19 protein-coding genes are annotated in these 26,979 nt (G+C 42.8%); 13 read left to right on the top strand and 6 right to left on the bottom strand.

Annotation, left to right across the window (positions count from 1 at the left end; all coding sequences use genetic code 11):
* Window positions 1-55 precede the first annotated feature (55 nt).
* From phaC to ACTQ9S_RS05800, 3 genes are all read left to right on the top strand, one after another.
* Window positions 56-2,209, top strand: coding sequence for a class I poly(R)-hydroxyalkanoic acid synthase (phaC, locus tag ACTQ9S_RS05810; protein WP_440454323.1), 2,154 nt, complete (start codon window positions 56-58; stop codon window positions 2,207-2,209).
* Between the two features lie 179 nt (window positions 2,210-2,388).
* Entirely contained in the window at window positions 2,389-4,914 is a 2,526-nt protein-coding gene (locus tag ACTQ9S_RS05805) for a DUF3141 domain-containing protein (RefSeq protein WP_440454321.1), read from the top strand.
* A gap of 257 nt (window positions 4,915-5,171) precedes the next feature.
* Window positions 5,172-6,173, top strand: coding sequence for a D-cysteine desulfhydrase family protein (locus tag ACTQ9S_RS05800; protein ID WP_440454319.1), 1,002 nt, complete (start codon window positions 5,172-5,174; stop codon window positions 6,171-6,173).
* 239 nt (window positions 6,174-6,412) lie between these two features.
* Here ACTQ9S_RS05800 and ACTQ9S_RS05795 read toward each other — a convergent pair whose 3' ends face one another.
* The 5 genes from ACTQ9S_RS05795 to ACTQ9S_RS05775 all read right to left on the bottom strand — a co-directional run bounded on the left by ACTQ9S_RS05795 (window position 6,413) and on the right by ACTQ9S_RS05775 (window position 14,328).
* Window positions 6,413-7,393 carry a glutathione S-transferase family protein gene (locus ACTQ9S_RS05795; protein ID WP_440454317.1) on the bottom strand — a complete coding sequence of 327 codons (981 nt, stop codon included), beginning with the start codon at window positions 7,391-7,393 and terminating at the stop codon, window positions 6,413-6,415.
* A gap of 344 nt (window positions 7,394-7,737) precedes the next feature.
* Complete coding sequence (locus ACTQ9S_RS05790; protein ID WP_440454315.1) at window positions 7,738-8,742, bottom strand: AraC family transcriptional regulator; 1,005 nt, start codon at window positions 8,740-8,742, stop codon at window positions 7,738-7,740.
* Between the two features lie 163 nt (window positions 8,743-8,905).
* The gene (capA, locus tag ACTQ9S_RS05785) at window positions 8,906-10,984 is read right to left on the bottom strand and encodes a caprolactamase subunit alpha (RefSeq protein WP_440454314.1); all 2,079 of its coding nucleotides are present in this window, start codon (window positions 10,982-10,984) and stop codon (window positions 8,906-8,908) included.
* Window positions 10,985-11,040: 56 nt separating this feature from the next.
* Window positions 11,041-12,825 carry a caprolactamase subunit beta gene (gene capB / locus ACTQ9S_RS05780; RefSeq protein WP_440454312.1) on the bottom strand — a complete coding sequence of 595 codons (1,785 nt, stop codon included), beginning with the start codon at window positions 12,823-12,825 and terminating at the stop codon, window positions 11,041-11,043.
* Window positions 12,826-12,942: 117 nt separating this feature from the next.
* Complete coding sequence (locus ACTQ9S_RS05775) at window positions 12,943-14,328, bottom strand: purine-cytosine permease family protein (RefSeq protein ID WP_440454310.1); 1,386 nt, start codon at window positions 14,326-14,328, stop codon at window positions 12,943-12,945.
* A gap of 396 nt (window positions 14,329-14,724) precedes the next feature.
* Between ACTQ9S_RS05775 and ACTQ9S_RS05770 the strand changes: the two genes are divergently transcribed.
* Window positions 14,725-16,515, top strand: coding sequence for a potassium/proton antiporter (locus ACTQ9S_RS05770; protein ID WP_440454308.1), 1,791 nt, complete (start codon window positions 14,725-14,727; stop codon window positions 16,513-16,515).
* 62 nt (window positions 16,516-16,577) lie between these two features.
* On the opposite strand, the gene ACTQ9S_RS05765 is transcribed toward ACTQ9S_RS05770, so the two are convergent.
* A complete protein-coding gene (locus ACTQ9S_RS05765) occupies window positions 16,578-17,495 on the bottom strand; it encodes a LysR family transcriptional regulator (RefSeq protein ID WP_440454307.1) in 918 nt (305 codons plus the stop codon).
* A 181-nt stretch (window positions 17,496-17,676) separates the two neighbouring features.
* On the opposite strand from ACTQ9S_RS05765, the gene ACTQ9S_RS05760 reads away from it, so the two are divergent.
* The 9 genes from ACTQ9S_RS05760 (at window position 17,677) to ACTQ9S_RS05720 (ending at window position 26,959) form a co-directional block, all read left to right on the top strand.
* Complete coding sequence (locus ACTQ9S_RS05760; protein ID WP_440454305.1) at window positions 17,677-18,066, top strand: RidA family protein; 390 nt, start codon at window positions 17,677-17,679, stop codon at window positions 18,064-18,066.
* A 145-nt stretch (window positions 18,067-18,211) separates the two neighbouring features.
* Window positions 18,212-19,675 (top strand): aldehyde dehydrogenase family protein, encoded by a 1,464-nt coding sequence (locus ACTQ9S_RS05755; RefSeq protein WP_440454303.1) that lies wholly within the window; start codon window positions 18,212-18,214, stop codon window positions 19,673-19,675.
* 46 nt (window positions 19,676-19,721) lie between these two features.
* A complete protein-coding gene (locus tag ACTQ9S_RS05750; RefSeq protein WP_440454301.1) occupies window positions 19,722-20,711 on the top strand; it encodes a membrane dipeptidase in 990 nt (329 codons plus the stop codon).
* A 223-nt stretch (window positions 20,712-20,934) separates the two neighbouring features.
* Complete coding sequence (locus ACTQ9S_RS05745; RefSeq protein ID WP_440454299.1) at window positions 20,935-22,608, top strand: BCCT family transporter; 1,674 nt, start codon at window positions 20,935-20,937, stop codon at window positions 22,606-22,608.
* A 142-nt stretch (window positions 22,609-22,750) separates the two neighbouring features.
* A complete protein-coding gene (locus ACTQ9S_RS05740; RefSeq protein WP_440454298.1) occupies window positions 22,751-24,517 on the top strand; it encodes a hypothetical protein in 1,767 nt (588 codons plus the stop codon).
* A 3-nt stretch (window positions 24,518-24,520) separates the two neighbouring features.
* Window positions 24,521-25,246, top strand: coding sequence for a DUF3726 domain-containing protein (locus tag ACTQ9S_RS05735; RefSeq protein WP_440454296.1), 726 nt, complete (start codon window positions 24,521-24,523; stop codon window positions 25,244-25,246).
* Window positions 25,247-25,547: 301 nt separating this feature from the next.
* Entirely contained in the window at window positions 25,548-26,060 is a 513-nt protein-coding gene (locus ACTQ9S_RS05730) for an amidohydrolase family protein (protein ID WP_440454392.1), read from the top strand.
* 21 nt (window positions 26,061-26,081) lie between these two features.
* Window positions 26,082-26,393: a hypothetical protein gene (locus tag ACTQ9S_RS05725; protein ID WP_440454294.1), complete on the top strand. Its 312-nt coding sequence runs from the start codon at window positions 26,082-26,084 to the stop codon at window positions 26,391-26,393.
* Window positions 26,394-26,605: 212 nt separating this feature from the next.
* Window positions 26,606-26,959, top strand: coding sequence for an ArsR/SmtB family transcription factor (locus ACTQ9S_RS05720; RefSeq protein ID WP_440454292.1), 354 nt, complete (start codon window positions 26,606-26,608; stop codon window positions 26,957-26,959).
* The last annotated feature ends 20 nt before the right edge of the window (window positions 26,960-26,979 follow it).

The raw sequence follows: 26,979 nt of genomic DNA, 5'->3' as shown, positions 1-26,979 counted from the left end.
ACTTTCGTACAAATTAGATGTAGTTTATAGCTAGATATCGTTTATAAACAGGAACATGGGTAAAGATATGGATAATCAGCAGTCCGATAGGGATAACCAGCAGTCCGATGAACAATCAAACAAGTCATCGCACGAGTCAAATACACAAGATAATCAAAATAACCAAGACAACACTAATGATGCCTTTAATTTTAGTGGCTTTGGTCAACAATATTTAGATCAGTTAAACCAAGTTAGTCAATTCAACCAATCTTTATTTAATCAATCTTTATTTAATCAATCTGGTCAAACTTCAAATCCATTTGAAGCCAATATGAAGCTATGGCAAGATTCAATGAAGAGTTTTGGCAACTTTATGATGCCGAATGCTACTGGAAACGCGGGTTCTCAGAAACCAGACTCATGGCAAAATGATCAAAATACTGACAACGATGCGGGTGACTTTAACGAATCGACCCAAAAGTTATTTAGCGAAATGTTAAAACGAGTCGGTCAGGACGATAATATAAGCCAGTCCCTAATGCTTAATTTGATAGACGGATGGCAGCAGTTCAATACTGGCGTCACAGACAAAAGCCCCACTGTGTTAATTGAACAGCAAACAAATCTGTGGAAACAGCAGTTCCAACTGTATCAAAACACCCTAATGAAGGGATCAGAAAATCAACCACAACCTCTCGTTACCCCAGAAAAAGGCGATAGACGCTTTGAAGATGATGAATGGACCAACAATCCTGTTTTTGACTTGCTAAAACAAAGTTATCTGCTAACGGTTAACGGCATGATGGACACCATTGATAATACTGAAGGTGTTGATGAAAAAACTCGCCAGCGTTTATCCTTTTTTACTCGTCAATGGCTAAATGCAATGGCACCAAGTAACTTCTTATGGAGTAATCCTGAAATACTGCGATTGACCATGGAGTCAAAGGGACAGAATCTAGTAAGGGGACTCAAGCAGCTAACAGAAGACATGGAAAAAAGCTCTAAAATGCTGAGCATTCGCATGACTGATAATGATGCTTTTAAGCTGGGTGAAAACATCGCCACGACGACGGGCAAAGTGGTGTTCCGCAATCGGTTGTTTGAGTTGATACAATATAATCCAACTACAGCCAAAGTTAATAAACGCCCTTTATTGATTGTACCGCCATGGATTAATAAGTTTTATATCATGGATTTAAAAGAGAAAAACTCATATATCCGTTGGGCACTTAATGAAGGTCATAGTGTATTTGTTATGTCGTGGGCCAATCCAACGCGGGCTTATAAAGACGTCGATATGAAAGACTATATGCACGAAGGGTTGCTGACTGCTTTAGATGTCATTAAAGAGATTACTGATGAGCCGGATGCCAACGTCATCGGTTATTGCATCGGCGGTATGTTACTGGCGTTGACGCTGTCTTGGTTAACTGAAAATGAGCAGGCAGATCGTATTGCTAGTGCTACTTTCTGGGCCACGATATTTGACTTTAGCGATCCTGGGGATTTAGGCGTATTTATTGATGAACGTACGGTGAGTGCTCTTGAACAAGAAGGAGATCAACAAGGTGTATTCGACGGACGATTAATGGGCGCCGCCTTTAGTCTGTTACGTGAAAACAGCCTTTATTGGAATTATTATGTGCAAAATTACCTAAAAGGTGAGCGTCCTATTCCTTTTGATCTCTTATATTGGAACTCTGATGCCACCAACGTGACGGCCGCATTGCACAGTTTTGTACTACGTGAGCTGTACCTAGCTAATAAGATGATTAAAAAAGGCGAACTAGAATATGACGGTGTGAAGATTGATTTGTCAAAAGTGACTATCCCAACCTATGTCGTGGCAACATTGCAAGATCATATCGCCAAATGGAAAGGGAGCTACGCGTCTACACAAGTGCTCGGTGGAGATGTTACTTTTGTACTCGGTGAGTCAGGACATATCGCTGGCATTATTAACCCGCCAACGGGAAAATACGGCTTTTATATACATGAAGATTATGTCGCCGATCCTGATGAATGGTATGCCAAAGCAGAAAAACAGGATAAGAGCTGGTGGCTGCATTGGGGAGAGTGGATCAAGAAGCACAGCGCAGGCGAAGTAGATAGCAGACAACCGGGTGTGAAGCACACAGGTAAAGAGTGGCAGGTAATATGTGATGCTCCGGGAGAATATGTACACGTTAGAGCGGATGAAGCTTTACGCCCGATTAACACCTAATTGACAGTTCTTATATTTTGGTTAATAGCTAACTTTACCGGATAGTAAATAGGGGCGGTATACAGCTCCTATTGAACTTAAGACTTAGTATCAAGATTTCAGTATCGAGATTCAGTATTAAAATCAATATATACAATGTATGAAAAAACATGATCGTTAACTCAAAATTGGAACCAGCTATGTCAGACATTATTGAAGAAAATATTGAAAATCCAGACAAAGCCGAAGTATGGTTAAGTCGTAGCAACCCACATCATAGAGCTACAGGTTTGATACCAAACTTTCAAGATATGGTAAACCATCAATTTTACAAAAATGAAAGTACCTTAGACGAACTCAACCTACAAAATCACTATAGGACAGATAGTGCTGGTTTGTTAATAGAAGTTACTTGTAAACATCTACAACAAAATCATCAACAAATTCAAGAAAACATACGGACACTGAGTCAAGACAAGAATGCCATCATGAACAGTTGGCAAAAGACGTATACCCCAAAAAGGCTATGGCAAGAATGGTTAAGCTACAGCACTGACAGTAGTAAACGATTTCTACAAACGGTCGACGTACTCAAGGAGCGTGGCGATATTTTTCTTGAGCATGAGCTGGCTGGCTGTCCACCGGTTTTAGATTATGATTATCAAGTAATCATGGATGCAAGCAAGTTTGAACGCCCGTGCAACTATGTCTTACTGAGAATAGAGCCGCCTGAAGGGATTGTCACCAATGACAATGAACGCCCTTATATTATTATCGATCCTAGAGCTGGGCATGGTGCTGGTATCGGCGGCTTTAAACATGAGAGTCAAGTCGGTGTCGCACTTAATCAGGGGCATCCTGTATATTTTGTGGCGTTTAAGCGTCTACCAGAGCCGACGCAAACCATTGCCGATATTACTTATGCAGAAGGAAAGTTCGTCCGTGAGGTAGAAAAGAGACATCCAAATGCAGAGTCACCAGTAATCATTGGTAACTGTCAGGGTGGATGGGCGGCGCTCATTTTAGCCGCAACCAATCCAGACATTAAAGGCCCTATCGTCTTAAATGGTGCGCCTATCTCAGCTTGGAGCGGAGAGGTTGGGATCAATCCAATGCGTTACAAAGCAGGTGTCAACGGTGGCACTTGGCTATCCATGCTTAGTGCTGATATGAATAACGGGGTGTTCGATGGGGCAGCACTGGTCGATAATTTTGAAAAAATGACCCCCTATCGCAACTATGTGGGAAAATATTACGATCTGTACAAAAACCCACAGGCTAATCGTCAGCGCTTTCTTGATTTTGAACGCTGGTGGGGTGGATTTTTCTTGATGAATGATAAAGAAATTCAGTGGATTGTAGAAAATATCTTTATTGGTAATCGTCTTGCTCGCAATACCGCACAGCTAGAAAAAGGGACAAATATTGACCTGCGTAATGTCAAAGCACCGATTATAGCTTTTGCCTCACGTGGTGATGATATTACTCCTCCACAACAGGCATTAACGTGGATTTTGGATGCTTATAGTGATGAGAGAGATGTTGAAGTATGCGGTCAACGTATCATCTATATGATTCATGAACAAGTAGGTCATTTGGGTATCTTTGTGAGCTCAAAAATAGCCAACCATGAACATACAGGTATTGCCTCGATAATGGATATGATCGAAGTTTTACCTCCTGGACTCTATGAGTTGGATATTGACCGTATTGAAGGATCTGGGCAAGAAAAAACGTTTACCGTTGATTTGAAGCGTCGTACTTTTGAAGATTTAAGTCAGGCGATAGGGGATAATCGAACGGATGAAGAGTTATTTAAGGCAGTACATCGCTATTCGATGACTCAAACCCAAGCTTATGAGCATAATTTGCGCCCACTAGTGAAGGCTATGAGCAATGAGACTTCTGCTCAATTTATGCGTACTATGCACCCACTGAGACTGCAAAGAAGCATATGGAGTAGTAAAAATCCGCTAGCAGTAGCTGCCTGTAATTTGAGTAAAGCAATTACTACTACAACCGATCATCAACAAAGTGAAGACTTCGTTCCTACACAAAAAACTCAAAAAACGCATCAGCCTTCTGATGTTTATGCCAGAGTAAAACTGCCAGCTATTGAATCTATGCAACAGGATAATCTTTTCTTGCAAGTAGAAAAAATGTTTATGGATAGTGTTAGAGTGACGCTAGACTTTTGGAGAGATTGGCAAGGTAGGTACACAGAGAGTATGTTCTTTGGCATTTGGTCAATGCCTTGGTTTCGTGAGTATGGAGAATCAGTAGGCTCACGCCGTCTTTTGAATAAAGACGAATTGCATGAATTGCCGAAGGTAGAGGAGGCACTGACCAAAATCGCTGAAGGTGGTTTTAATGAGGCGGTTGTGCGTATGATGATCCTATGCAATATTGTTGCTGATAATAATATAGACCGTGACCAGCTGATGCGTTTGACCGAAGTGCTTACTGAGCAAGAACCATTTACTCACTTGTCGCATGCTGATTTGGCGGCTATGATACATACTCAGACGCTTATCGTTCGTTTTGCTGAAGATGCCTCTATTAAATCTTTAAGCACACTAATCGAGACTAAGCCAGAACGCATCGACGCCTTCAAATTGGTTTACTATGTGGTTGGCAATAAATCAGAAGACAAGAACCCTGATACCTTGTCAATGATGAATGATATTAAAACAGTATTAGATTTGACGGATGCTGATATCAAGTAGTAGTTTTCACAAGCACAAAAACCTCAAGTATTCGTTTACTTGGGGTTTTTTTGTCTGTTAATTTATTTAATAACACCAAGAGTTTTATGAATAAGTCGTTAATATGCCAAATATCTAGGCAAGATTTAAAAATAGCTTCTTTTACTACTTTTGGTAGTGTGCTATTAATATAAGTTAAATAACAACCTATGAATAAATATTATCAATGGATAAGGCTTAATATTATCCATAATTTTCTATCATAAAATGGACAAAACATGGAATATAACAATATAGCTAGACAGTCGCTAGGCTTCTTCCCAACACCATTAATTGAACTCACCAGATTGAGTAAAGAACTTGCTGGCCCTAAGATTTTCATGAAAAGAGATGACAATACAGGACTAGCACTAGGCGGTAACAAAACCCGCAAGCTTGAGTTTATCATCGGTGATGCGCTTGCCAAAGGCGCAGATACGATTATTACCGCAGGTGCTGCACAATCAAACCATTGTCGCCAAACGGCAGCCGCTGCAGCGAGCTTGGGTCTTGAATGTCATTTGGTGTTAGGAGGAGAAGAGCCTGAGCAAGTAAGTGGCAATCTGTTGCTGGATAAAATATTCGGTTGTCATATTCATTGGGCAGGAGCCAACCGTAAAGGTGAAGACATTCCTAAAATCGTTGAGCAATTAACCAAAGCAGGCAGGAATGTCTATGTGGTGCCTTATGGTGGCTCAAGCGAGCTAGGTGCTTTAGCATTTGTAGAAGCCTTTAAAGAGCTAGAGTCGCAACGTGAAAGCATCAACGAAACATTTACTCATATCGTCTTTGCCTCCAGCTCTGGTGGCACACAAGCAGGCTTAATGCTTGGTAATAGAATATTCAACTCGCCTTATAAGATAGTAGGTATCAACATTGATAAAGGCGAAACCGATAAAGTGCCATTTGATCAATATACTATCTCTCTTGCTAACAGTACGGCAAAACTCATCAATGCAGATTACGAGTTTTCAGAGTCTGATTTAATTCTTAATTCTGATTATGTTGGCGAGGGTTATGGAGTGGTTGGCACACTCGAAAATGAAGCCATTGAGTTGACGGCGCAAACAGAAGGAATATTATTAGATCCTGTTTATACGGGTCGTGCGATGGGCGGGCTCATAGATATGATTCGTACGGGAAAAATTAAGAAAACCGACCGTGTTTTATTTTGGCATACTGGCGGTGCGCCTGCCTTATTTGCCTATTCAAGTGATTTGGATGTCACTCAAAGACACTAATAAAACTACGTTTAAACTTTAAAAAAAGAGGCTGTCCATGATTATGAGAATAATCTTAGGCAGCCTTTTTAGTATGCGAATGCTCATCTATTTACTATAGTCGATACTAAATAAAATGGATACGTTATTTGATAACACGAAACTGGTATAAATTTTTCTGGCTTGCTGTGCCTACGCAGATAGATGCTGCTAAAAATTCATACCAGTAGTCCTGTATCTTGTTATCATCGCTTGTCTATTTATGATAACTGCTCGCGACCATGTGGCGTATTAAAGTCAATATAAGGACCGACAGGTACGATGCCAGTTGGATTAATATTGGCATGACTGGTGTAATAATGGCCCTTGATATGATCCATATTTACGGTCTCGGCTATACCCAGTACTTGGTATAAGTCTCGCAGGTAGCCCCAAAGGCTAGGGTAGTCGACGATACGGCGCAGGTTACATTTAAAATGACCTACATAAACGGCATCGAAACGCACAAGCGTGGTAAAAAAACGCCAATCAGCTTCAGTAATGGTATTACCGACCAAATAACGCTGGTCTTTCAAACGCTTCTCTAGTACATCTAGCGCATCAAATAGCTCATTAACGGCTTCTTCGTAAGCTTCTTGCGTGGTTGCAAAGCCAGATTTGTAAACCCCATTATTTACAGCAGAATATACAAACGCATTAACCTCGTCGATCTGCGCTAATAGCTCTGACGGTATAAAGTCACCTGATAGCGCACCAACCTCATCGAAGGCTGAATTGAACATACGAATGATTTCGGATGACTCATTACTGACGATAGTGTTGGTTTTTTTGTCCCATAGGATAGGAACGGTGACGCGTCCTGTATAATCTGATTTTGCCCTAGTGTATATCTCATAAGCGTAGTTAGCGTGCGAGATAGGGTCAGCAATTACTCCAGCGCCATCTGCAAACGTCCAGCCGTGATCACCCATATAAGGATGAACGACAGATAGTGAAATCATATCTTCCAAACCTTTGAGCTTACGATAAATGGTCGTACGATGTGCCCAAGGGCAGGCCAAAGACACATATAAATGATAGCGATTAGGCTCGGCTTTGAAGCCGCCTACACCTGTTGGTCCTGCGCTACCATCTTTAGTAATCCAATTTCTAAAGCCTGACTCTTCACGTTTAAAATGACCACCACTAGCGTCGGTATCGTACCATTTGTCCTGCCATTTGCCATCGACTAATAAGCCCATACCGATCTCCCATTTATTTTGATTTAAGTATTAATTTTTAATTTAAGTTCGAATTAAAAACGACTATAACGAGGATTGATAAAGATAGGTGATAGTTCAGCTTGAGTATCTATTAAAAAAGGTATGCAAAGAGGGACTGTATTCTTATGATTTTGTAGTTATGGCAAAGCGTTCGTCTCTATCTTAATTAATCTTACCGTTATCAATCTTACCGTTATACTGTCATTACAGTTTATTAGTTATTTAGAAGTAGATAAATAGCCATAATCACAAATCAAAGTTCTTATTTGAAGAACAATGATGAAACGGATAAATTGTTTTCATTTTTACGCTATGTAAGCCATTTAGTGAGGCTTACAGTGAGTTGAAGGCGTATCTTTGGGCGGGAAGCCGAAGTGTTTTTTGTAGATACGCGAAAAGTAACTTTGATCGGTAAAGCCAACCTGATAGCCAACTTCTGCAACAGAGCTACAATTGGCCTTGGTTAATAGCTTGTTGGCGGCTAGCAGTCTGGTTAGTTTGACCCATTCCGAAAACGAGTAAGGCAGGTCTTGAAATAAAAGATGTATATAGCGCTCAGAGATATGACAAGATTGCGAGACTAGCTTGGGAGAAATCTGGGGGTTGGCCAAGTTAAAATGGATAAAGTTTTCAATACGTTGTAGGTGAGCTGCTTTTATCGTTGAGACTTGGCTGTCTGCTAGAGACATGGCGGGTCGATGCAGAGTATGTATGATTAAATCTAGTAGTTGTTGTTCTAGTAATTGCGACTCTACAGATGATAATTCAAAATTAGTGGCTAAGTGCAGGGCATGATTGATTTGATGATTAAGTAGTCTGCCAGAGCCTTTTTCAGTAGTGATAGGCTGGGCAAAATATTGCTCTATCAAACGCTGATGGTTTTCTAATTTAGCGATAGGCACTTTTAGGACTTGTAGCTTTACAGTTTCAGAGTGGTAAAATTGATAAGGTTCGTGAGACAGCTCGATAAAGAATTGACCTGGGTGACAAGTTAACTGCCGTTTTTGTTGTTGGAAACATACTGAGCCATTGAGCGGAAACGTAAGCAAAATACTATCGCTAGCCTTGGATAAATCCTGACCACTACGCTGATAATGGACGGAATCAGCAACATAGTCTGAGATACCCATTTGATCCAAAACTGCTTGTTGAATTTGTCCAGTGAACTGATTGGGTCTTTTGACTTGCACTTTTAAGTCAAAATAGGTTTCATTAACAACATGTTGCCAACCGTTTGCATTAAGCAGCGGTTTACTTTCTGATTGAAGCCCCTGAGTACTATTGATTTGCTCAAAACGTTTTTTGTTTACTACTTGACTATGTTCCATTTGCATTCATCCTTAAATGCTAGGTAATAAATTTACAGCTCTTTATTCTTTCTCCACTTGTTTTTCAGATTTATCTTAACACAAACGATAAATACCCTTCTCCCATAAAGAGAGAAAGGCGAAGGTTTAACTAATACCTATAAAGAGTATTATATTCACATTATTAAATTTTACTCAACTTATATGTTCCAGATTGATGCAAATCAGCTTGCCAATTAGGTTTAATCACAATAGTTGTGGTCGGCTCTTCAATCAAAGCTGGACCAGTAACGACTGCTCCTGCGCCCAATTTGTTGCCATCATAAATAGGCGTTTGAATCCACTGGTAAGTATGATCATGTATCATCTGGCGCTCATCCACTTTAGCACTTTCTACAGATCCAACTTGAGCATCTAGCGTCGGTAGCTCAGGTTTAACCACTTTACCAATGATTGAAACTTCTACGTTCACAAGCTCTACAGCACTATCTCGTTCATCATAAGTATATAATTCTTTATGACGCTTATGAAAGGCTTGTAGGATACCTGCGGCAGCATTACTATCTATGTTGCCGTTTGGCACGATGACATTGCATTCATGGACTTGTCCAACATAGCGCATCTCCATAGCGCGTTCAACTTCTATATCGTCGTCACTAAATCCGTCCTCTTTAAGCTTTTCAATACCATCTTTCTCTAGCCTTATAAGAGTAGCATTCAAAGCTTCGAGGTTAGCATCTGCGGACATAATCATAATCTGAGTGGCTAGATATGAGTATTTGACATCAGAGATAATCTGGCCAAAAGCACATAGGCAAGAGGCTGACTTGGGCACAAGTATGGTATTAATACCCATCTCTTCTGCTAAAGGAATAATGTGCATACCAGCAGCACCGCCTGCACAGACTAAGGCAAAGTCGCGAGGGTCATAGCCTTTTTCGATAGTGATGCGGCGAATACCATTGGCCATATTTTGATTGACAATAGTGCTGATGCCATAAGCCGCATGCGGCAAATCAATATCTAATGGGCGAGCGATATGCTCTTCGATAGCAGCCCTTGCTTTGTCTTCATCTAAGGTGACAATACCGCCTAATACCGCGCCAGGACGCAGATAACCCAGAATCAAGTTGGCATCGGTGACCGTCGGTAGCGTGCCACCTTTACCATAACACGCAGGACCTGGGGTCGCGCCTGCACTTTGTGGTCCTACCTCTAGCATGCCAAAGGTATTGATATGGCCGATAGAGCCACCACCTGCACCTAAGGTTTCGACATGAATCATAGGTACGCCAATACGATTTCGTAAAAAATCAATATCACGATTCAGACTGGTTTTGCCGTCTTTTGCTAACGTAATATCAAACGAGGTACCACCCATATCGACAGTAATCACATTATTGATACCGAAAGGTTCAGCGATATACAATCCAGCTTGCGGGGCAGAAGCAGGTCCTGAGTTAATGGCGTTAACCGCACGCTCCTTCATCACTTCGCCCAATGCAAGACCGCCATTAGATTGGAAGTAACGTACCGGTTGATCAGCGCCCAGCTGTTTGAAGTAGTCATCAATCTTATAGACATAAGAGGACATAATCGGACTCAAATAAGCATTAACTAGAGTCGTCGAGGTGCGCGTATACTCTTTAATTTGCGGATAGACCTCACTGCCGCAGCATACAAATGCATCAGGCATGTGCTGCTGTACCAGCTCTTTTGCACGCTGTTCGTGCTTGGTATCGCGTATTGACCACACAAAAGAGATGGCCACACTTTTGATATTTTGGCGTTTAAGCTCTTCTATCGCTTCTAGAATATCGTCTTCATTGAGCTCTTCACGCTCGGTACCATCTGCCAGTATCCGCCCGCGAATAGGGAAGCGCAAATCTCGCGGTGCTATCTGCGGTGCTGGGGGATAGCTGGCATCATAACGGTGGCCTTCTTCTTTATGACCCAGACGAATCTCGATACTGTCTTCATGTCCTTTAGTACAGAGTAATCCTACTTTTACGCCTTTCATTTGAATCAGAGCATTCAGGGCAACAGTCGTACCGTTAATACATAAGTCACAAGCTTGGATAATATCTGTGATTGAGCGATTAAACTTCTCTGAAATTTGTTGCAGCCCGTTAGCAATCGCTTTGGTACCATCTTCAGGGGTAGAAGGGGCTTTAAACAGATGTATGTCTCCGCCTTTTTCAGCCAACACGAAATCGGTAAAAGTACCACCAGCATCTACGCCTAAACGAAATTCATAACTCATAAGTCATCCTTAAACTTCTTTATATAATATGTAGAGTCAATACATCCCTGTATTAACTATGCCGCTTCTGCACGTAAGGCTTTAGTGGCTTTTTCATCGAGTTGCAAGGTCTCGCTATCGATAACGACACCGTACTCCTTGGCAGCAGCATTTATAGAGACAATGCCTTCTATAACGTCACGTAGCACCGCTTTAGGTTCACGCTCAAAAGAGCTACCAAAACCACCGCCACCAGGGTTGGTATTACGCGCGCGTTCTCCAGCCTTTATCTCAATCACGGTATTATGAAGATGTAAGTCAGTCTGGCCGCCTTCACGGAACACTTCTAACTTGCCTAACTTAAGCTCTGGTGAGATTTGCTCAGCACCGCCTGCACCCATGGTTGGGATATGACGTCCTTCACCGAAAGCAACAACCGTCATGGTATGATCCAGTGGCTCAACTTCCCAAACCGTACCGCAGCCGCCACGCAGTCGCCCAGCACCGCCACTGTCTTCTGCCAATCCATACTTATGAATGACGATAGGGTATTGGTATTCTAATAACTCAATATCACCTGAGCTTAATGCGCCAAAGCAACATAAAGGCCCGCAAGCATGCCATCCATCCATTTGCTGAGTGGCTCCTGCACCTGAAATAATTGACGCAAGTACCATGGTGACATATTGCTCGCCCGTTTTTGGATCAATACCAGCGATGTTAACCCCTGAGGAATGTCCCCATGATGCCGTTACGCGCTCAGGTGCGGCGTCCTCTAATGCTTTACGAACCGCATCTGTCAGCGTCTCCATGGGTGTGGTGGTACAGTTCACATGAGGTGCGGGCTCTTTGGCATTACATAGCGTGCCATGCTCACCTAAATCTACTGTGACACAGCGATACAGACCTTCGTTGTAAGGAGGGTCTACTTGAGCGAACATCATGAGGCCAAGCAGGACGCCTGACATCGAGTTACCAGCATAAGAGTTAATAAAGTAAGGCACTTGTGGCGGACTGCCTATCTTGATATGGACATCACTGCCTTTGATAGTAATGTCAGCAGTGATGGTCAAATCGCCAAGACCATGTCCTGAATCTTCCAGAATGGCCTCGCCATGATAATCACCATCATTCAGTGATTCGATAAGCGAGCGCATATGCCTATCAGCCATGTTCTTTAGCTCTTCGATAGCTGCACGAACCGTCTCTACACCATATTTGTCTAGCAAGGCAATCATGTTGCGCTCACCAACCGCGCAAGCACCGTACTGGGCATTCAAATCGCCTTCTTGATTGCGACGTGACCGCATATTGCTATGAATTAGGTTGATAACGTCGTTACGTCTAACGCCTTTTTCCCATATTTTAATCGGCGGAATGCGTAATCCTTCGGCATAAATCTCTTTGGCGTCTGGGTTATATCCAGCAGGGACAGGGCCACCAATATCGGTGACATGACCTTTACATACGGTCCAAAATACCAATTCACCTTCATAAAATACGGGCTTATACATACAACAATCTAAAATATGACTGCCCATGACGACAGGATCATTGTGATAAATAATATCGCCTTCATGGATATCATCACCATAAAATCCTGCCACCGCTTTCATGGCTGGCATCAATGAGCCTAAATGGATAGGAATATCTTGACCTTGCAGTATCATCTCAGGTAGATGATCAAACAGCGCATTACTATAATCGTGAGCTAGGTTAAACACACTAGAGCGTGCTGTTTTTTCTAAGGTAAGTGTCATCTCGCGCTGCGCGGTTTCTAACGCGCCACGAACAACGGATAAGGTGATAGGATCGAGGGTCGTGGTTGAAGCGGTGGTCGAGGTGTTTTTAGCTTGATTCATGATTCACTCCTTGTAATCTTATTATCGCACTGACTTTACTATAGCAACGCGCACTGTAAATAAATGGATTGTGCAGGTACAGTATTTGACTGTGAGCGCACTTTTTATCTCGTTTATTTAGCCAGTCGTTGTTTTTGGTGAGAGTTGTAAAACGTGTTGCTGAGTTTTGGGCATCAATATAGCGTATAGGACAGTCGCCGTAATAAAGGTTAAGGTCGCATACCAATTAACCCAACTGCCGCCCAGATTCATTAGTACGATTCCGACGATTGAGGCTGCTATCCAAGCGACCAATCCTGACTTATCAAATGCTGGCAAGCGCTGCGGGTCGATGACGGGAACAGCACCAAAGATGTCTTCTCGTTTAGGATAAAGAATATGGGTTAGGGCAATAGCCACCCAAGCCACCACAAACACGCCTTGATAAGCCAGCGCTTGTAATAAATAGCTAAATACATCGAGTAGCATAAGAACGAAAATAAAGGTACCAATCAATAATGCACCAACGAATTTTGGAATCTTAATATTGATAGTATCTTTGAGGAAGGCCTGTAAATTGGTCGTCGCTAATAAGTAGTTGGCCGTATTAATACGAGTTTGAGTAATGACCACAAAGATGAGGCCAAACACACCCATTAATTTTACCAGTCCTAAAGTGATGGACACCTCGGATAACGCGCCTTCTAATGGAATAGTGCTCACTAAGTAAATTCCTGCCAATCCGCTTAAGAAAAAAGCGACGATATAGAAGGGGATACCGAAATTGAACCAAGATAAGAATTTACTGTCTTCTTGCTTGCCATAACGCGCATAATCAAAGGTATACATCATCAATACCCATATGCCCATGTAATATACGGCAACGTTCCACCAGCCAAAAGGCAGTGCTTCTTCAGGTCCTAAAGACAGCCAAGCACTACTATAACCATACTCATTGGTCGCCATAACGACCGCCGCAATGAGTCCGATAATATAAAACGGCAAGAGCACACCATTTAGTTTGTCTAGCCAGTTTTGTACACTGCCCATAATCATAGGCACACTATAAGCCACCACGATTAAAGCGGCGATCCAGTAAGGGACAGAGGGGTAAGTTTGGCTAAAGGTGACGGCAATGACAGAGCCTTCAAATACCGCGTAATACATAGCCGTGGCAAAAAATATGAGTGTCGCCAAAGCTGCGCCTTTGTGACCGAATAATACGCGAGAAAACAAAGCCACTGACATGCCTGTACGAATGGCATAGCGAGTGATGATTCCATTGATAATCCCGTAAGCGACGCAGCTTATCAATAAGCCGATAATAGCGTTCTTAGTTCCATAATTCTCTGCCATCGCAATACCAATGACCAGATAGAACATGGCGCTACAAACGCCCCACCACGCCATGGTTAAAGAGCCTTTGGTAGCTCGATCTTCGTTTGACACTAACTCTTGGTTAGGATCAGAAGGGGTGGCAGAAATGTCATGCCCTTTATTCTTTGGTTGTATTACACCCGCCATATCACACTCCTTATGATAGTCTATTGGTTGTACCGTCGTCATAATCGTCTATCGACTAAACATAATTAGTTGCAAAGACTTTTGATTCGTTGACAGTAGCCACACCATGCCTTTTACGTCCTGTAAAAAGATGCTATTCCTACAATATCTCTATAACTAAAAAGATAAATGTAGTCATTTAACTATAGACAATACTTTAAGAAATAAAATGACTGGAGATGCAGTATTTTTGATTGAGGGTGCAGGTTTGTTAGAATTTATCGGTTGGTGGTTTTTGTTCACTTCCACCTAGCCACATCTGTAATAGTTATTTATAGTACTATCAGTGAATATAATTAGCTCGATCACCATAACCAACACCACCGTAATAATTATTAAAAATAGGGCTTAAAAAAGATGGATACCTTAAATATCCTATACTTAGTAGGGGCATTGTTAATTTTCGCCAGTATTATGGCAAGTACGCTATCTGCACGCTTAGGCGTTCCATTGTTGTTGTTGTTTTTAGCAGTAGGCATGTTGGCGGGCGAGCAGGGTATTTTGGGGATTGAGTTTTCACAATATAACATTGCCAACTTCGTCGGGCAGGCAGCCTTAGCTTGTATCCTGCTAGACGGTGGATTACGCACCTCTTTTAAGTCATTTCGAGTCGGTCTAAAGCCTGCGGTCACTCTAGCAACTTGGGGCGTACTTGCTACCGTCATGGTGCTAGGGGTCTTTGTTACTTGGTTGCTCGATGTTGATTGGCGCTTTGGTTTGCTAATGGCAGCGATCGTTGGTTCGACCGATGCGGCAGCAGTGTTTTCTCTATTACGTAATGGCGGCGTCAAGCTCAATGATCGGGTACAAGCTACGCTCGAATTAGAGTCAGGTGCCAACGATCCTTTGGCTATCTTATTGGTTACGGGTCTAATTGCTCTAAATGTAGATCCTGCTGGGCAGACGGTATTCGGATTTTTAGGTTTACTATTACAGCAGTTAAGCTTTGGCCTAGGAATGGGCTTACTCTTTGGTTATCTACTATCTAGGCTACTACCCAAAGTTCTTTTGGCAGAGGGCATGTATGCAATTTTGATACTATCTGCTGGCTTGTCAGTCTTTGCGGCTACCAATTTAATTGGCGGTAGTGGCTTTTTGGCCGTCTACCTCACTGGTGTGCTAATCGGCAACCATAAGGTACGCTCAACTGAGCATGTCATGCGAGTGATGGATAGCTTTGCATGGTTATCGCAAGCGGTGCTTTTCGTCGTTTTAGGACTATTAGTCACCCCATCTAACGTCATCAATGTCTGGCATTATTCAGTGGCAATTGCAGCCTTTATGATTTTGGTTGCCCGTCCTATTGCCGTCTATACCAGTGTTAAGCCTTTTAAGTTTAAAGACAGAGAGATCGGTTTTATCTCTTGGGTTGGTTTGCGCGGTGCTGTCCCTATTACCCTTGCTATTTTGCCAGTCATGGCGGGGATAGATGGTGCCTTTATGCTGTTCGATATTGCATTTGGGGTGGTGGTCTTATCGTTGATTTTACAAGGAACGACCATTCCTATCATGGCGAATTTATTTAAGGTGCGTATTCCGACTAATAAAGATCCAAAAGAAGAGCATGAAGTTTGGGTGTCAGACAAGGCAGGTATCACCTTATATAAGTTTGAAGTTCAATCAGGGGCGTTTGCTATCGGTCGTCATCCTAAAGGTATCTCTAACCGGGTGAGTCCTGATGAGATTAGTATTTTTGCGCTAGTGCGCGGACAACAAATCGTCATTGTCGATGAAAATACCAAGCTAAAATTTGGTGATAGTGTCTGGTACGCCATGAGGGGAAACCATGCCAGTAAAATTGCTAAGATTTTTAATGACACAACGTTAGACCGTAAAGCTATTGATGACTTTTACGGAGATTGGTTATTATCGCCCAGTGTCAAACTTGGAGATTTACCATTTTTTACGGGCGTTATAGCATCCGAAACCCTCGCAGATAAACTCAAGTCTAAAGCTGACGACCAATCAATAAATATGTGGCAGCAGACCGTTGCTGAGTATGTTAAAGAAAATTTAGAAACTGCTCCAGTGTCGGGTGATACCGTCGCGATAAATGACGAATGGTCGTTGGTTATTAAGGAAGTCGATGACAAAGGAGCATTGAGAACCATTGGTTTAAAACACCAAGAATTGCCAACGGTGGTCTAATGCGATAGTCAACTTGGCTACTGTTAAAAAAACGAAACTATGAAGCATTAAGTCATGAAAAGTCAGGCCATGTCTGATAAAGGATAATGCTCCTGAACGTACTTGATACACAACTCATAAAAGGCTTGCGCTGGCGGTGAGACGGTTTTATTGGCCAATTTAAAGATACCAATTTGTCTGTTTAAAGTCGGTTCAAGTAAATCAATCCAAACAAGCTCAGGCTCATTAGAGGGGAAGGCAAGCTTGGGCAAAGTCGTGATACCAAGGTCATTGCGTAATAGTGAAAATAAGGAAGTAATGTTTTCGACCGTATAGCGTGCATTGCGATTGAGCACCTCAGCTGGCGTGTTCTCAAGTAACCGGCAAGTGCCGTTATAAATAAAAGGCTGCGTGACTAGCTGTTGCCATTTAAGCCCTTTTTTTCGTTGATTTTTTAGCTGGCTATTTAATTGGTTTAACGAATTGCTCTTTAAGCAAACGACGCCTATTGGGTCCGAGATGAGCGGGGTAAAATCTATATCCGCCTGATCCATACTGGTACAGTTGCCCAATGCCAAGTCTACCTCTCCTGCCAATAGTCGATTGGCTACACCAACAGAATTATCATCTATTAATACAATTTCGATATCAGGATATTTTTTCGAGTACTCAACCAACACGCTAGGCAACAGCTTAGTCACCAGCGATGGCACGCTGGCAATTCTTATTTTACCTTTATCGCCAGACGCAGATGCTTTGAGATCATCTTCTAGTGCTTTATAAATGGTGAGGAACTGCTCAATCTTCGGCAAACAGGCTTCGCCAAAAGAGGTGAGCGTGGCCTTATTACCACTTTCAAATAAACGCTGACCAAGCGTCTTTTCTAATTCTTTGATAGAGGCTGACAAAGCTGCTTGCGAACGATTGGCTCGATCAGCTGCGGCACGAAAGCCACCTTCTTCTACCACAAATAAAAAATGCCGTAATTGCTGTAATTTCATATTCTCTACTGCCTAAATCTATTCATTAATGATACATCTTCTATGATAGATTAAATCTATCAATATTAATATTTAATTAGTTAGATTTGTCATTATTAACAAGGTAGCATGGATGCAATATAGCAATACAGGCTATCAAGTAAATAATTGATGCCACCATCTATTTAAGGAATATCACCACATGACAACTCACACCGCCAAGCAACCTGTTAAAACCTCACTTTACGCTTCTAAGTCACCGTTAGAGTGGGCGATTACTAATAATGGCACGCTGTATACTGCGCAGATTCCTATCGATGAGAACGGTGAAGTGGTTGCAGGTGGTATTGAAGCGCAAATTCGGCAAACGCTAGATAATCTAAAACATACTTTGGAATGTGCCAATGTCGGCATGGATTCGGTATTGCAAGTGCTTATTTATGTGACGGATCGCGAGTATCTCAAAACCGTTAATCAAGTCTACGCTGAATACTTTGAAGCACCATACCCAAACAGAGCCGCTCTTGTTATCTCAGGACTTGCTCGTGAAGAGATGCTGGTAGAGCTGGTCGTTTATGCTGCTGTGCCTTAGGTTCTGAGAGTCGGTAATCACTAAATTTTTAATTCAATATAAGCTGTTGTAGGCTGTGGCTTTAGCCCAGCTCAAGACTTTGCACAATCACAATGCTGGGCTAAAGCCACAGCCTACGCTCTAAATTTTCGTTAAGGAATATCTTATGTTAACTCAAGCCCTCAAACAAGACCCAACTAAATCACTTTATATCAATGGTGAATGGCAAGCGGGCGCTGATACCATCGCCAATATCAACCCATCTGATACCAGCGAAACCATTGGTGAGTTCGCGCAAGCCAGTCAGGATCAAGTAAAAGACGCCATTGCCGCTGCGCGTCAGGCCCAGCCTAAATGGGAAGCGACGCCACTTGAAAAGAAGCAGTCTATCTTGCAAGCGATTGGTGATGAGATGATTGCCCGCTGTGATGAGCTAGGTACTTTGTTGTCACGTGAAGAAGGCAAACCTTTTCTAGAGGGTCGCGGTGAAATTTATCGTGCTGGTCAGTTCTTTCATTATTATGCCGCTGAAGTGTTACGTCAAATGGGCGATCTTGCTGACTCAGTACGTCCTGGGGTCAAAGTCGAAGTCACCCGTGAAGCCGTCGGTGTAGTCGTTATTATCTCTCCTTGGAACTTTCCAACTGCAACTGCTGTATGGAAAATCGCGCCAGCTTTAGCCTTTGGTAACAGCGTTATTTGGAAGCCTGCGAACCTAACTCCTGCCAGTGCGGTCGCGTTAGCGGAAATTATTCACCGTCAAGGTATGCCTGAAGGTACGTTTAACCTGCTATTGGGTGGCGGCTCTAGCGTCGGTGATGCGCTCATCAATTCTAAAGACATAGATGCGGTCAGCTTTACGGGTTCTGTACCAACAGGGCGCAAAGTTGCTGCTGCTACGGCACCGAACTTTATCCGCTGCCAGCTTGAGATGGGTAGTAAAAACGCCTTGGTCATCGCTGATGATGCCGATATGCAAGTTGCTATTGATGCGGCGGTTGCTGGTGCGTTTGGTGGTTCAGGACAAAAATGTACCGCTTCGTCGCGTTTGATTGTTATGGACAGTATCCATGATGCTTTCGTCGAAGGTGTGGTCGCAAAAATGAAAACTTTAAAAGTCGGTCATGCGCTTGATGACGGTATCTTTATGGGGCCTGTAGTTGATGACAAGCAACTGGCGTCAAACATGGATTGGATCGAAAAAGCCAAACAAGCGGGAGCCAATTTAGCCTTCGGTGGTGAGCGTTTAGAGATGCCACATGATGGCTACTATATGTCGCCGACCTTGTTTACTGAAACCGATAACAGCTGGGATATCAACCAAGAAGAAGTGTTTGCTCCGCTCGCTTGTGTCATGCGCGTCAAGAATTTAGAAGAAGCGATTGCGATGACCAATGATACCCGTTTTGGTTTGACTGGCGGCATCATCACTCAAAGCTTGCGTAGCAGCGCAATGTTTAAAGAGCAAGTACAAGCTGGCTGCGTGATGGTCAATTTAGCGACTGCTGGTACTGATTACCATGTACCGTTTGGTGGTCGTAAACAGTCGAGCTTTGGCCCGCGTGAGCAAGGTCAATACGCTAAAGAATTCTATACCATCGTCAAGACTGCTTATCAAAAAGCGTATTAATTTGTATTAAAAATCGTATTTGTAAAAGCATAAAAAGGGAATTGATATGTACCAAGATCATATCGTCATTGACGGATTACAGTATAGCCATTGGGATCGCGACTACTTCAAGATGCTAAAAGATAGTGGTATCAATGCGGTACATGCCACCTTGGTCTATCACGAAGATGCGCGTCAGACCATGACTCGCTTTGCTGAATGGCACGCGCGCTTTGAGCAAAACAGCGATTTGATTTTGCCCGTGTATTCGGTTGACGATATCAAAACCGCAAAAGCACAAGGCAAAGTTGGTATCTTTTTTGGGGCACAAAACTGCTCACCAATTGATGACGAAATTGGCCTAATTAGCGTCATGCGCCGTTTAGGTCTACTGATTATGCAGCTGACTTATAACAACCAAAGCTTATTGGCAACCGGTTGTTACGAGCAGAATGATAGTGGCATTACGCGTTTTGGTCAGCAAGCCATCAAAGAGATGAATCGCGTCGGGATGATTATCGATATGTCGCACAGCGCTGAGCAATCAACGCTTGAGGCGATAGAAGCGTCATCGCGTCCAATATGTATCAGTCATGCCAATCCGACTACTGCACATGATGCCCTGCGTAATAAATCGGATACAGTCATTAGCGCCTTAACCAAGGCGGGCGGGCTATTAGGTTTTAGTTTATATCCGTTCCATTTGCCCAATGGCAGTGATTGTACGCTTGATGATTTCTGCACCATGATTGCCAATTGCGCTGATAAATACGGTGTCGAGCATTTAGCGATTGGTAGTGATTTATGTCTCAATCAGCCGCAAGCGGTGCTCGAATGGATGCGCAATGGACGTTGGTCAAAAGTGATGGATTATGGTGAAGGCAATGCTAATAATTCAGGTTGGCCGGATACCTTGCCTTGGTTTGCAGGCAAGGATGGTATGGAAAATATCTATAACGGTCTACTCAAGCATGGCTTTAATGAAAGTGATGCTGGAAAAGTTATTGGACAAAACTGGTTTGATTTTTTAGAGCAAGGTTTAAAGCCTTTGGCTTAAAGATTGATGCTTTAAAACTAATCTTTTAAAAGCTCACTCTTAAAAAGGCTCATTTTTTAGATCTAAGCTTTGCAAGCTATCACTCGAAAGCGCTATAAGACGATCTACGTTTTATAGCGTTAAACCCCTTTTCAGATAGACAAAATAGTGAGACCGTTTGGATATATCCAAATTGATATACCCCTGATTTAAATAACGCAACGTTAGCATATGGAGCCACATCATGGCCGATTTAAAGGGATTTAACAACGATGAGCAAGGACGCTCAAGCCCTAACAAAACAGAGGGCGCCTTGACTCATGTAGAGGGCCCTTCCGATACTTTAGGACTTAAAAACCCAGCGTTTTGGTACAGTGGTGGTTTTTTGGTCGCTTTCGTTTTGATGGCTATCTTTGCAGAAGCGCAGTTGGCAACGCTAGTCAATGCAGGCTTTGTTTGGTCGGCTAAAATCTTTGGCCCTTTTTGGCAAATACTGCTTTTAGCAACCTTTGTGATTGCGTTAGCGGTTGCAGCTGGCCGCACTGGACGTGTCATTCTAGGTAATCTACCTGTGCCTGAAATGGATAATTTTAAATGGATGGCTATTCTATTTTGTACGCTGCTGGCTGGTGGCGGGGTCTTTTGGGCAGCCGCTGAACCTATCGCTCATTTTGTCTCAGCACCTCCTCTATACGGTGAGTCACCAGACTTGCAACAACGAGCGTTTAATGCGTTATCTCAATCATTTATGCATTGGGGCTTTTTGGCGTGGTCGATTGTGGGTAGCTTGACGGCTATTGTGGTGATGCATTTGCATTACGATAAAGGCCTACCGCTTAAGCCGCGTACGCTACTATATCCTATGTTTGGCGAGCGGGTGCTTACCGGTCAGACTGGTGCTATCATCGATGCCTGCTGTATCGTTGCCGTCGCTGCTGGCACTATCGGCCCCATTGGCTTTTTGGGCTTGCAGACCAGCTATGCTTTGAATGAACTCTTTGGTATTCCTGATACTTTTGTCACTCAGCTGATTATTATTATCTTTGCTATTGCTCTTTATACCATTTCAGCCATTAGTGGCCTGGCTCGCGGCATGCAATTACTCAGTCGCTTCAACGTCATATTAGCAGTAGCGCTAATGCTATTTATTCTAATTTTTGGACCTACCAGTTTTATCACTAATGGCTACATTCAAGGCGTAGGCACGATGGTTCAAAACTTCATTCCGATGGCAACTTTTCGCGGTGATGAAGGTTGGCTTGGTGGCTGGACGGTATTCTTTTGGGGTTGGTTCCTAGGCTATGGTCCAATGATGGCTATCTTTATTGCTCGTATCTCACGTGGTCGTACCATTCGCCAGCTGATCACAACCGTTTGTATTATTGCGCCACTCGTTACTTGCTTTTGGTTCACTGTGGTTGGTGGTTCAGGCTTGGCGTTTGAGATTGCCAATCCGGGTAGCGTGAGCGCAGCATTTGAAGGCTTTAACTTGCCGGGTGCTTTATTAGCGATCACGCAGCAATTGCCGTTTCCTTTGATTGTATCCATTCTATTTTTGATTCTAACCACTGTCTTTATCGTAACTACTGGTGACTCGATGACTTATACCATCAGTGTCGTTATCAGTGGCGAGCACGAACCAAACGCTATGATTCGTACATTTTGGGGCGTTATGATGGGGGTTACCGCTATTGTTTTAATCTCGCTTGGTTCAGGTGGCGTGACCGCATTGCAATCATTTATCGTGATTACGGCGGTGCCTGTATCCTTTATTCTATTGCCGTCTTTATGGAATGGTCCACAAATCGCTCAGCAAATGGCCCGCGAGCAAGATCTATATCGTCCGAACCGAGTTGAGGTCAATCATCGATTAGCGGAAGAGAAGCTCGCTAAACAAAAGATTATGGGAGAAAAATAGACCATTAGTCAACTATCATAATTAGTAATTTATATATAACATATTGATTATGATAGGGATTTTTTAGTAGTTTGGTTGAAATTGTTCGTTAAAACAGTTAGCCAGTTAATTGGTCTGACACATTATGTAAGGTAGTGGCATTATGAATTTGGTTCACGCAAGCAATGAGAGCATTGACGTAGCGACACTGTCTTTACGCAGCCCCGATGTGGTTATGAATGCTGAACGGCTGGGCGCCATGCACCAGACGCGTATCAGCTTTGTGCGCACATTATTGCGTAAAATTGATAGAGAAAAATGGACGCTAAGCACGCATCTTTGGGATTTGGATGACAATGGTTATGGACAAGCGATCTACCGTCTGCAAACCCCTGAGCATACTTATCATCTGGTGGTATTCTGTAATGAGCTGGCCGATGATGAGCGTAATGATCGAGTTATCGCTCAAAAATGGGACGTCACCTTCGGTCTGGTCTTTGGTGAAATAGGTCAAGAGCTACTTGATAATCTCAAAGCTAATGTGCCGCTGCAAGAAGCAGGTCGTAACTCCAATATGGTGATGGTGCTGGCACGAGCGAACAAGAGCGTGCGGGTCTTTGATCATATCGTTAGATTCTTAGCTGATGGCAAGCAGCCAGACCTTGAGGTACTTGCGCAAGTTGGCTATATCTTGCGTACCACGGCAGTCTATGGCAATGGCAAATTTGGCATCTATGATTTTAAGCCCTTAGATCATAGCGAAGACTTTAATCAGTCATTTCGTGCGCAGATGTGTGCAGTTTATCTATTGCGCGAATTTAGCCTTGATTGGGTCGATTTTTTAGCCAAGAAAAAAGGCGGTAGCAAAGCGGTCGCGCTCCATCCAGAGATTAAGCGTTATCTCGGTATCGGTAATGCCACGGGTCTGGGTATGGCGCCATATTTGATTAACCATCCTTGCGTCGTTGATCAGTGGCTCACCACTCGTGAAGAAGCCGTGCAAGCGACTTTGGTCTGCGATATTGAAGCTGAAAAGACTGAGTACTTTGAAAGCTTACTTAAGCGTGCCATTCAGCACTTTACCGAAATCGTTACCATCAATGAGCAGCAAGCTGCGTTAAACACGACCGTCGTTACAGAGTTGACGTCATTACAAAGTAATTTGATGACAACGATTAAAGACTACAAGACATGGGCAAAGTTTCTACAAGCTCATGATTATTTAAGTTTTGAGAGCCAAGAAGTTATCATCTCTTGCTTGATGGAGCTATATCCTGAACGTGTGGATTCGTTTCAAGAAAAGGTCAACGCCGATGAAAACTTAATACTACCTAAAGGCAAAGTGATTCAAGATTTGCTTAACGTATTAGAATCACGTTATCAATGGGCGATTACTATTGATTTTAATGAGCCTGAAAATAGCTATTGGTTTTGGTATCGATCGGTGGATAAAGAAGAGCCACGCATGGGCGTACGCGGACAAGAGCCCGGTGATGATCGAGAGCTGTCATTAGACATCGCACGGCAAGCAAAAAATCTGTATTTAGCATTACAGCAAGCCGATCCACAGCAGCTCATATCTGAGTTTATGTTAAGCAAACCTAAGTACCGCTCTATCGCTCGCCGCGTATGGAACATGGGCCATAAAAAAATGGGCGATATCCAGATGAATGTCTTACATAAGAATGCACCGCCGATGCATCTGCTACGCTGTAAGCTATCGATGTTTGGCGCAACTAAGTTCGATCCTAGATCTGATCGCTGGGTGCGAATTACTTTATTCCAAGGTGCGCCTTTATTTGCAGAAGTACATAGTGATGAATGGCTGTTTCCTTTATTGCCTGACTTGTCTACAAAGAGTTTGTCTACAGAAAACTCGCCTACCCAAAAACTGTCCATACAAGACTCAGCCATTACTAAGGAGGTTTAAGACATGATTGTATCGCATAATGAAATCGTAGCAATGGTGTATAAAGCCTTTACTGGTATGCACCGTGAAGTAGGCGAAGCTGATGTGATCGCCTCTATGGTGGCTGAGTTAGAAATGGCTGGTTTGGACGGTGTATGTCACTTTAATAATGCCAGCCCATATATCTTAACTGAGCAAGATATGCCCATTGATATCATCCATCAAGAGACTGGCGCGATTCGCTTTGATCTACATGGCAGTAGTTTGATTTGTCACTTGCCTGCCATAATGGACTATGCACTAGAAAAGATGGGCGATTTGGATCATTTTCAGATTTACTTAATGAACTGTCATAATCGCTGGTTGGCTTATAGTGAGTTGGTCAAGCTTGCTGATAATGGCATTGCTTGTTTGGCAAAGTGGGATAATGGCACAGTGCCCAAGCATACCTTGTTAACCTTAAACCAAGGCTTTGTCTATCCTGATTTATACTTTTTTAATGAACCACAAGACAATTACAATACCAACGATATGATCATTGAGCTGGCTACTGCTAACTTCGATATTGAGCAAGAAATCGAGCATTTCGATCATAAAATATCGACGGATGAGCTATTTGCAACGCATCAGCGCTCATGGAAGGAAGGTATCCATGTCGATGATGAACAGTGGGCAATACTCAAAAAAACAGCGGCCGCTATACTGGTAGAAAATAGCGAGGCGTCAAGCAAAGGCGCGGGCGGGGTGTAGATTTTATAGCCTTTAACACTTTTAAAACTTAGGTTCTAAAGTTTGAGCCTCTTGTACACACCCTATCTAAAAACTAAGATTGCGTTAATCAGTTTTACCCTAAGTATTTATTTACTTAGGGTTTTTTTATGTTTAATGCTTTTATGAATGTTAGGTAGGTTTGTTAGTATAAATACTTTTTTGGGACACAGTACAGAGGCTATTAATTTTACTAAAACTGTAATAAGCTAATTTTTCCCTTATAAATATAAATATTTGTAAATATATTAATGCTTAGACTGACTAATATTATAATTTCAAAATTGAGTTTAAATCTCTAATAGATTTTAGTAAAGTCAATAGAGACATGCCTATCGACGGTCTCAACTGGTTCTTTGATCACGCGGAAACTATCTCACAACGCAATGTTGATCGTATCGCGGAGCTTGGCGGTGGTATTGCGGTACAGCATCGTATGGCCTATCAAGGTGAGTACTTTGCTGAGCGTTATGGTACGGCTGCTGCTGCCAACACGCCGCCAGTTAAGCAAATGCTCGATAGTGGTGTCAACGTATCTGCCGGTACCGATGCAACGCGTGTCGCTTCTTATAATCCATGGGTGTCTTTAGCATGGCTTATCACTGGCAAAACTGTTGGCGGTATGAAACTGTATGATCAAGACAATTTGGTTGATCGCGAAACGGCACTGCGTATGTGGACCGAAAAAGTCGCTTGGTTCTCTAATCAAGTAGGCGAACGTGGTCGCATTGAAGTGGGACATTTGGCTGACTTTATTGTGCCAAGTAAAGACTTTTTTAGCGTGGCAGAAAATTAAATTCCATATTTGACTTCGAATATGACGGTGGTTGGCGGAAAAGTCGTTTATGCTGATGGCGAGTTCTCTGATCATGATACGCCGCTACCGCCTGCGATTCCGGACTGGTCACCAGTCAATCAATATGGTGGCTATGGTGCATGGGGCGAACCTGAAGGTGCGGGTAAAAATTTCCTAGAGCCATTGATGAATCAAGCAGCGATGTCTTGTGGTTGTGCCAGCGCTTGTACGCTGCACGGTCATAACCATGCTAAAGCTTGGACTTCGAAAGCGCCAGTATCTAATTTTAAAGATTTCTTTGGTGCCTTTGGTTGCTCTTGTTGGGCAGTGTAACCCAGTTTAGTTGATAGCCTGACTTGTTTATTGACATTAGAAACCCGCTAAATTATTTTTAGCGGGCTTTTTACTGTGTGTTGTGCACTGTTAAAAGCTATTTTGTCAAAAGTTAGATTGTCAAAAGCTTTAAGTCATCACTTATCAGCACTTTTGATTTATTATTTGTTGAATTATTTCAATATGTCTGTATTATTGGACATATGGAAATAATGAATGCTATCGCAAGCTTCGCTGCGCTCTCTCAAGATACTCGCCTTAAAGCCTTTAGGTTGCTTGTCAGCCAAGAGCCTGAGGGTTTACCTGCGGGCGAAATAGCCCGTCAACTGTCTGTGCCGCATAACACTATGTCGGCGCATTTATCGGTGTTGGCACGAGCAGGGTGGGTGGTCTCAAAACGCCAAAGCCGGCAGATAATCTATCGTGCGTCACTCAGCCACATGGAGGCTGTTGTTCAGTTTTTATTGCAAGATTGCTGTGCAGGCCATCCAGAATTGTGCGTGTCGCTTATAGACAGTTTGAGCGGATGTGAGACTGCTAAACCTAATAATCAAGACAGTCCTTAAAACAACCACTAAGCCAATAA

Origin of the sequence: Psychrobacter sp. ASPA161_9, from assembly GCF_051970275.1 — a bacterium.
GTDB lineage: Bacteria > Pseudomonadota > Gammaproteobacteria > Pseudomonadales > Moraxellaceae > Psychrobacter.
The sequence above is the reverse complement of the archived record's forward strand: the minus strand, read 5'-3'. Positions and strand labels throughout refer to the sequence as shown.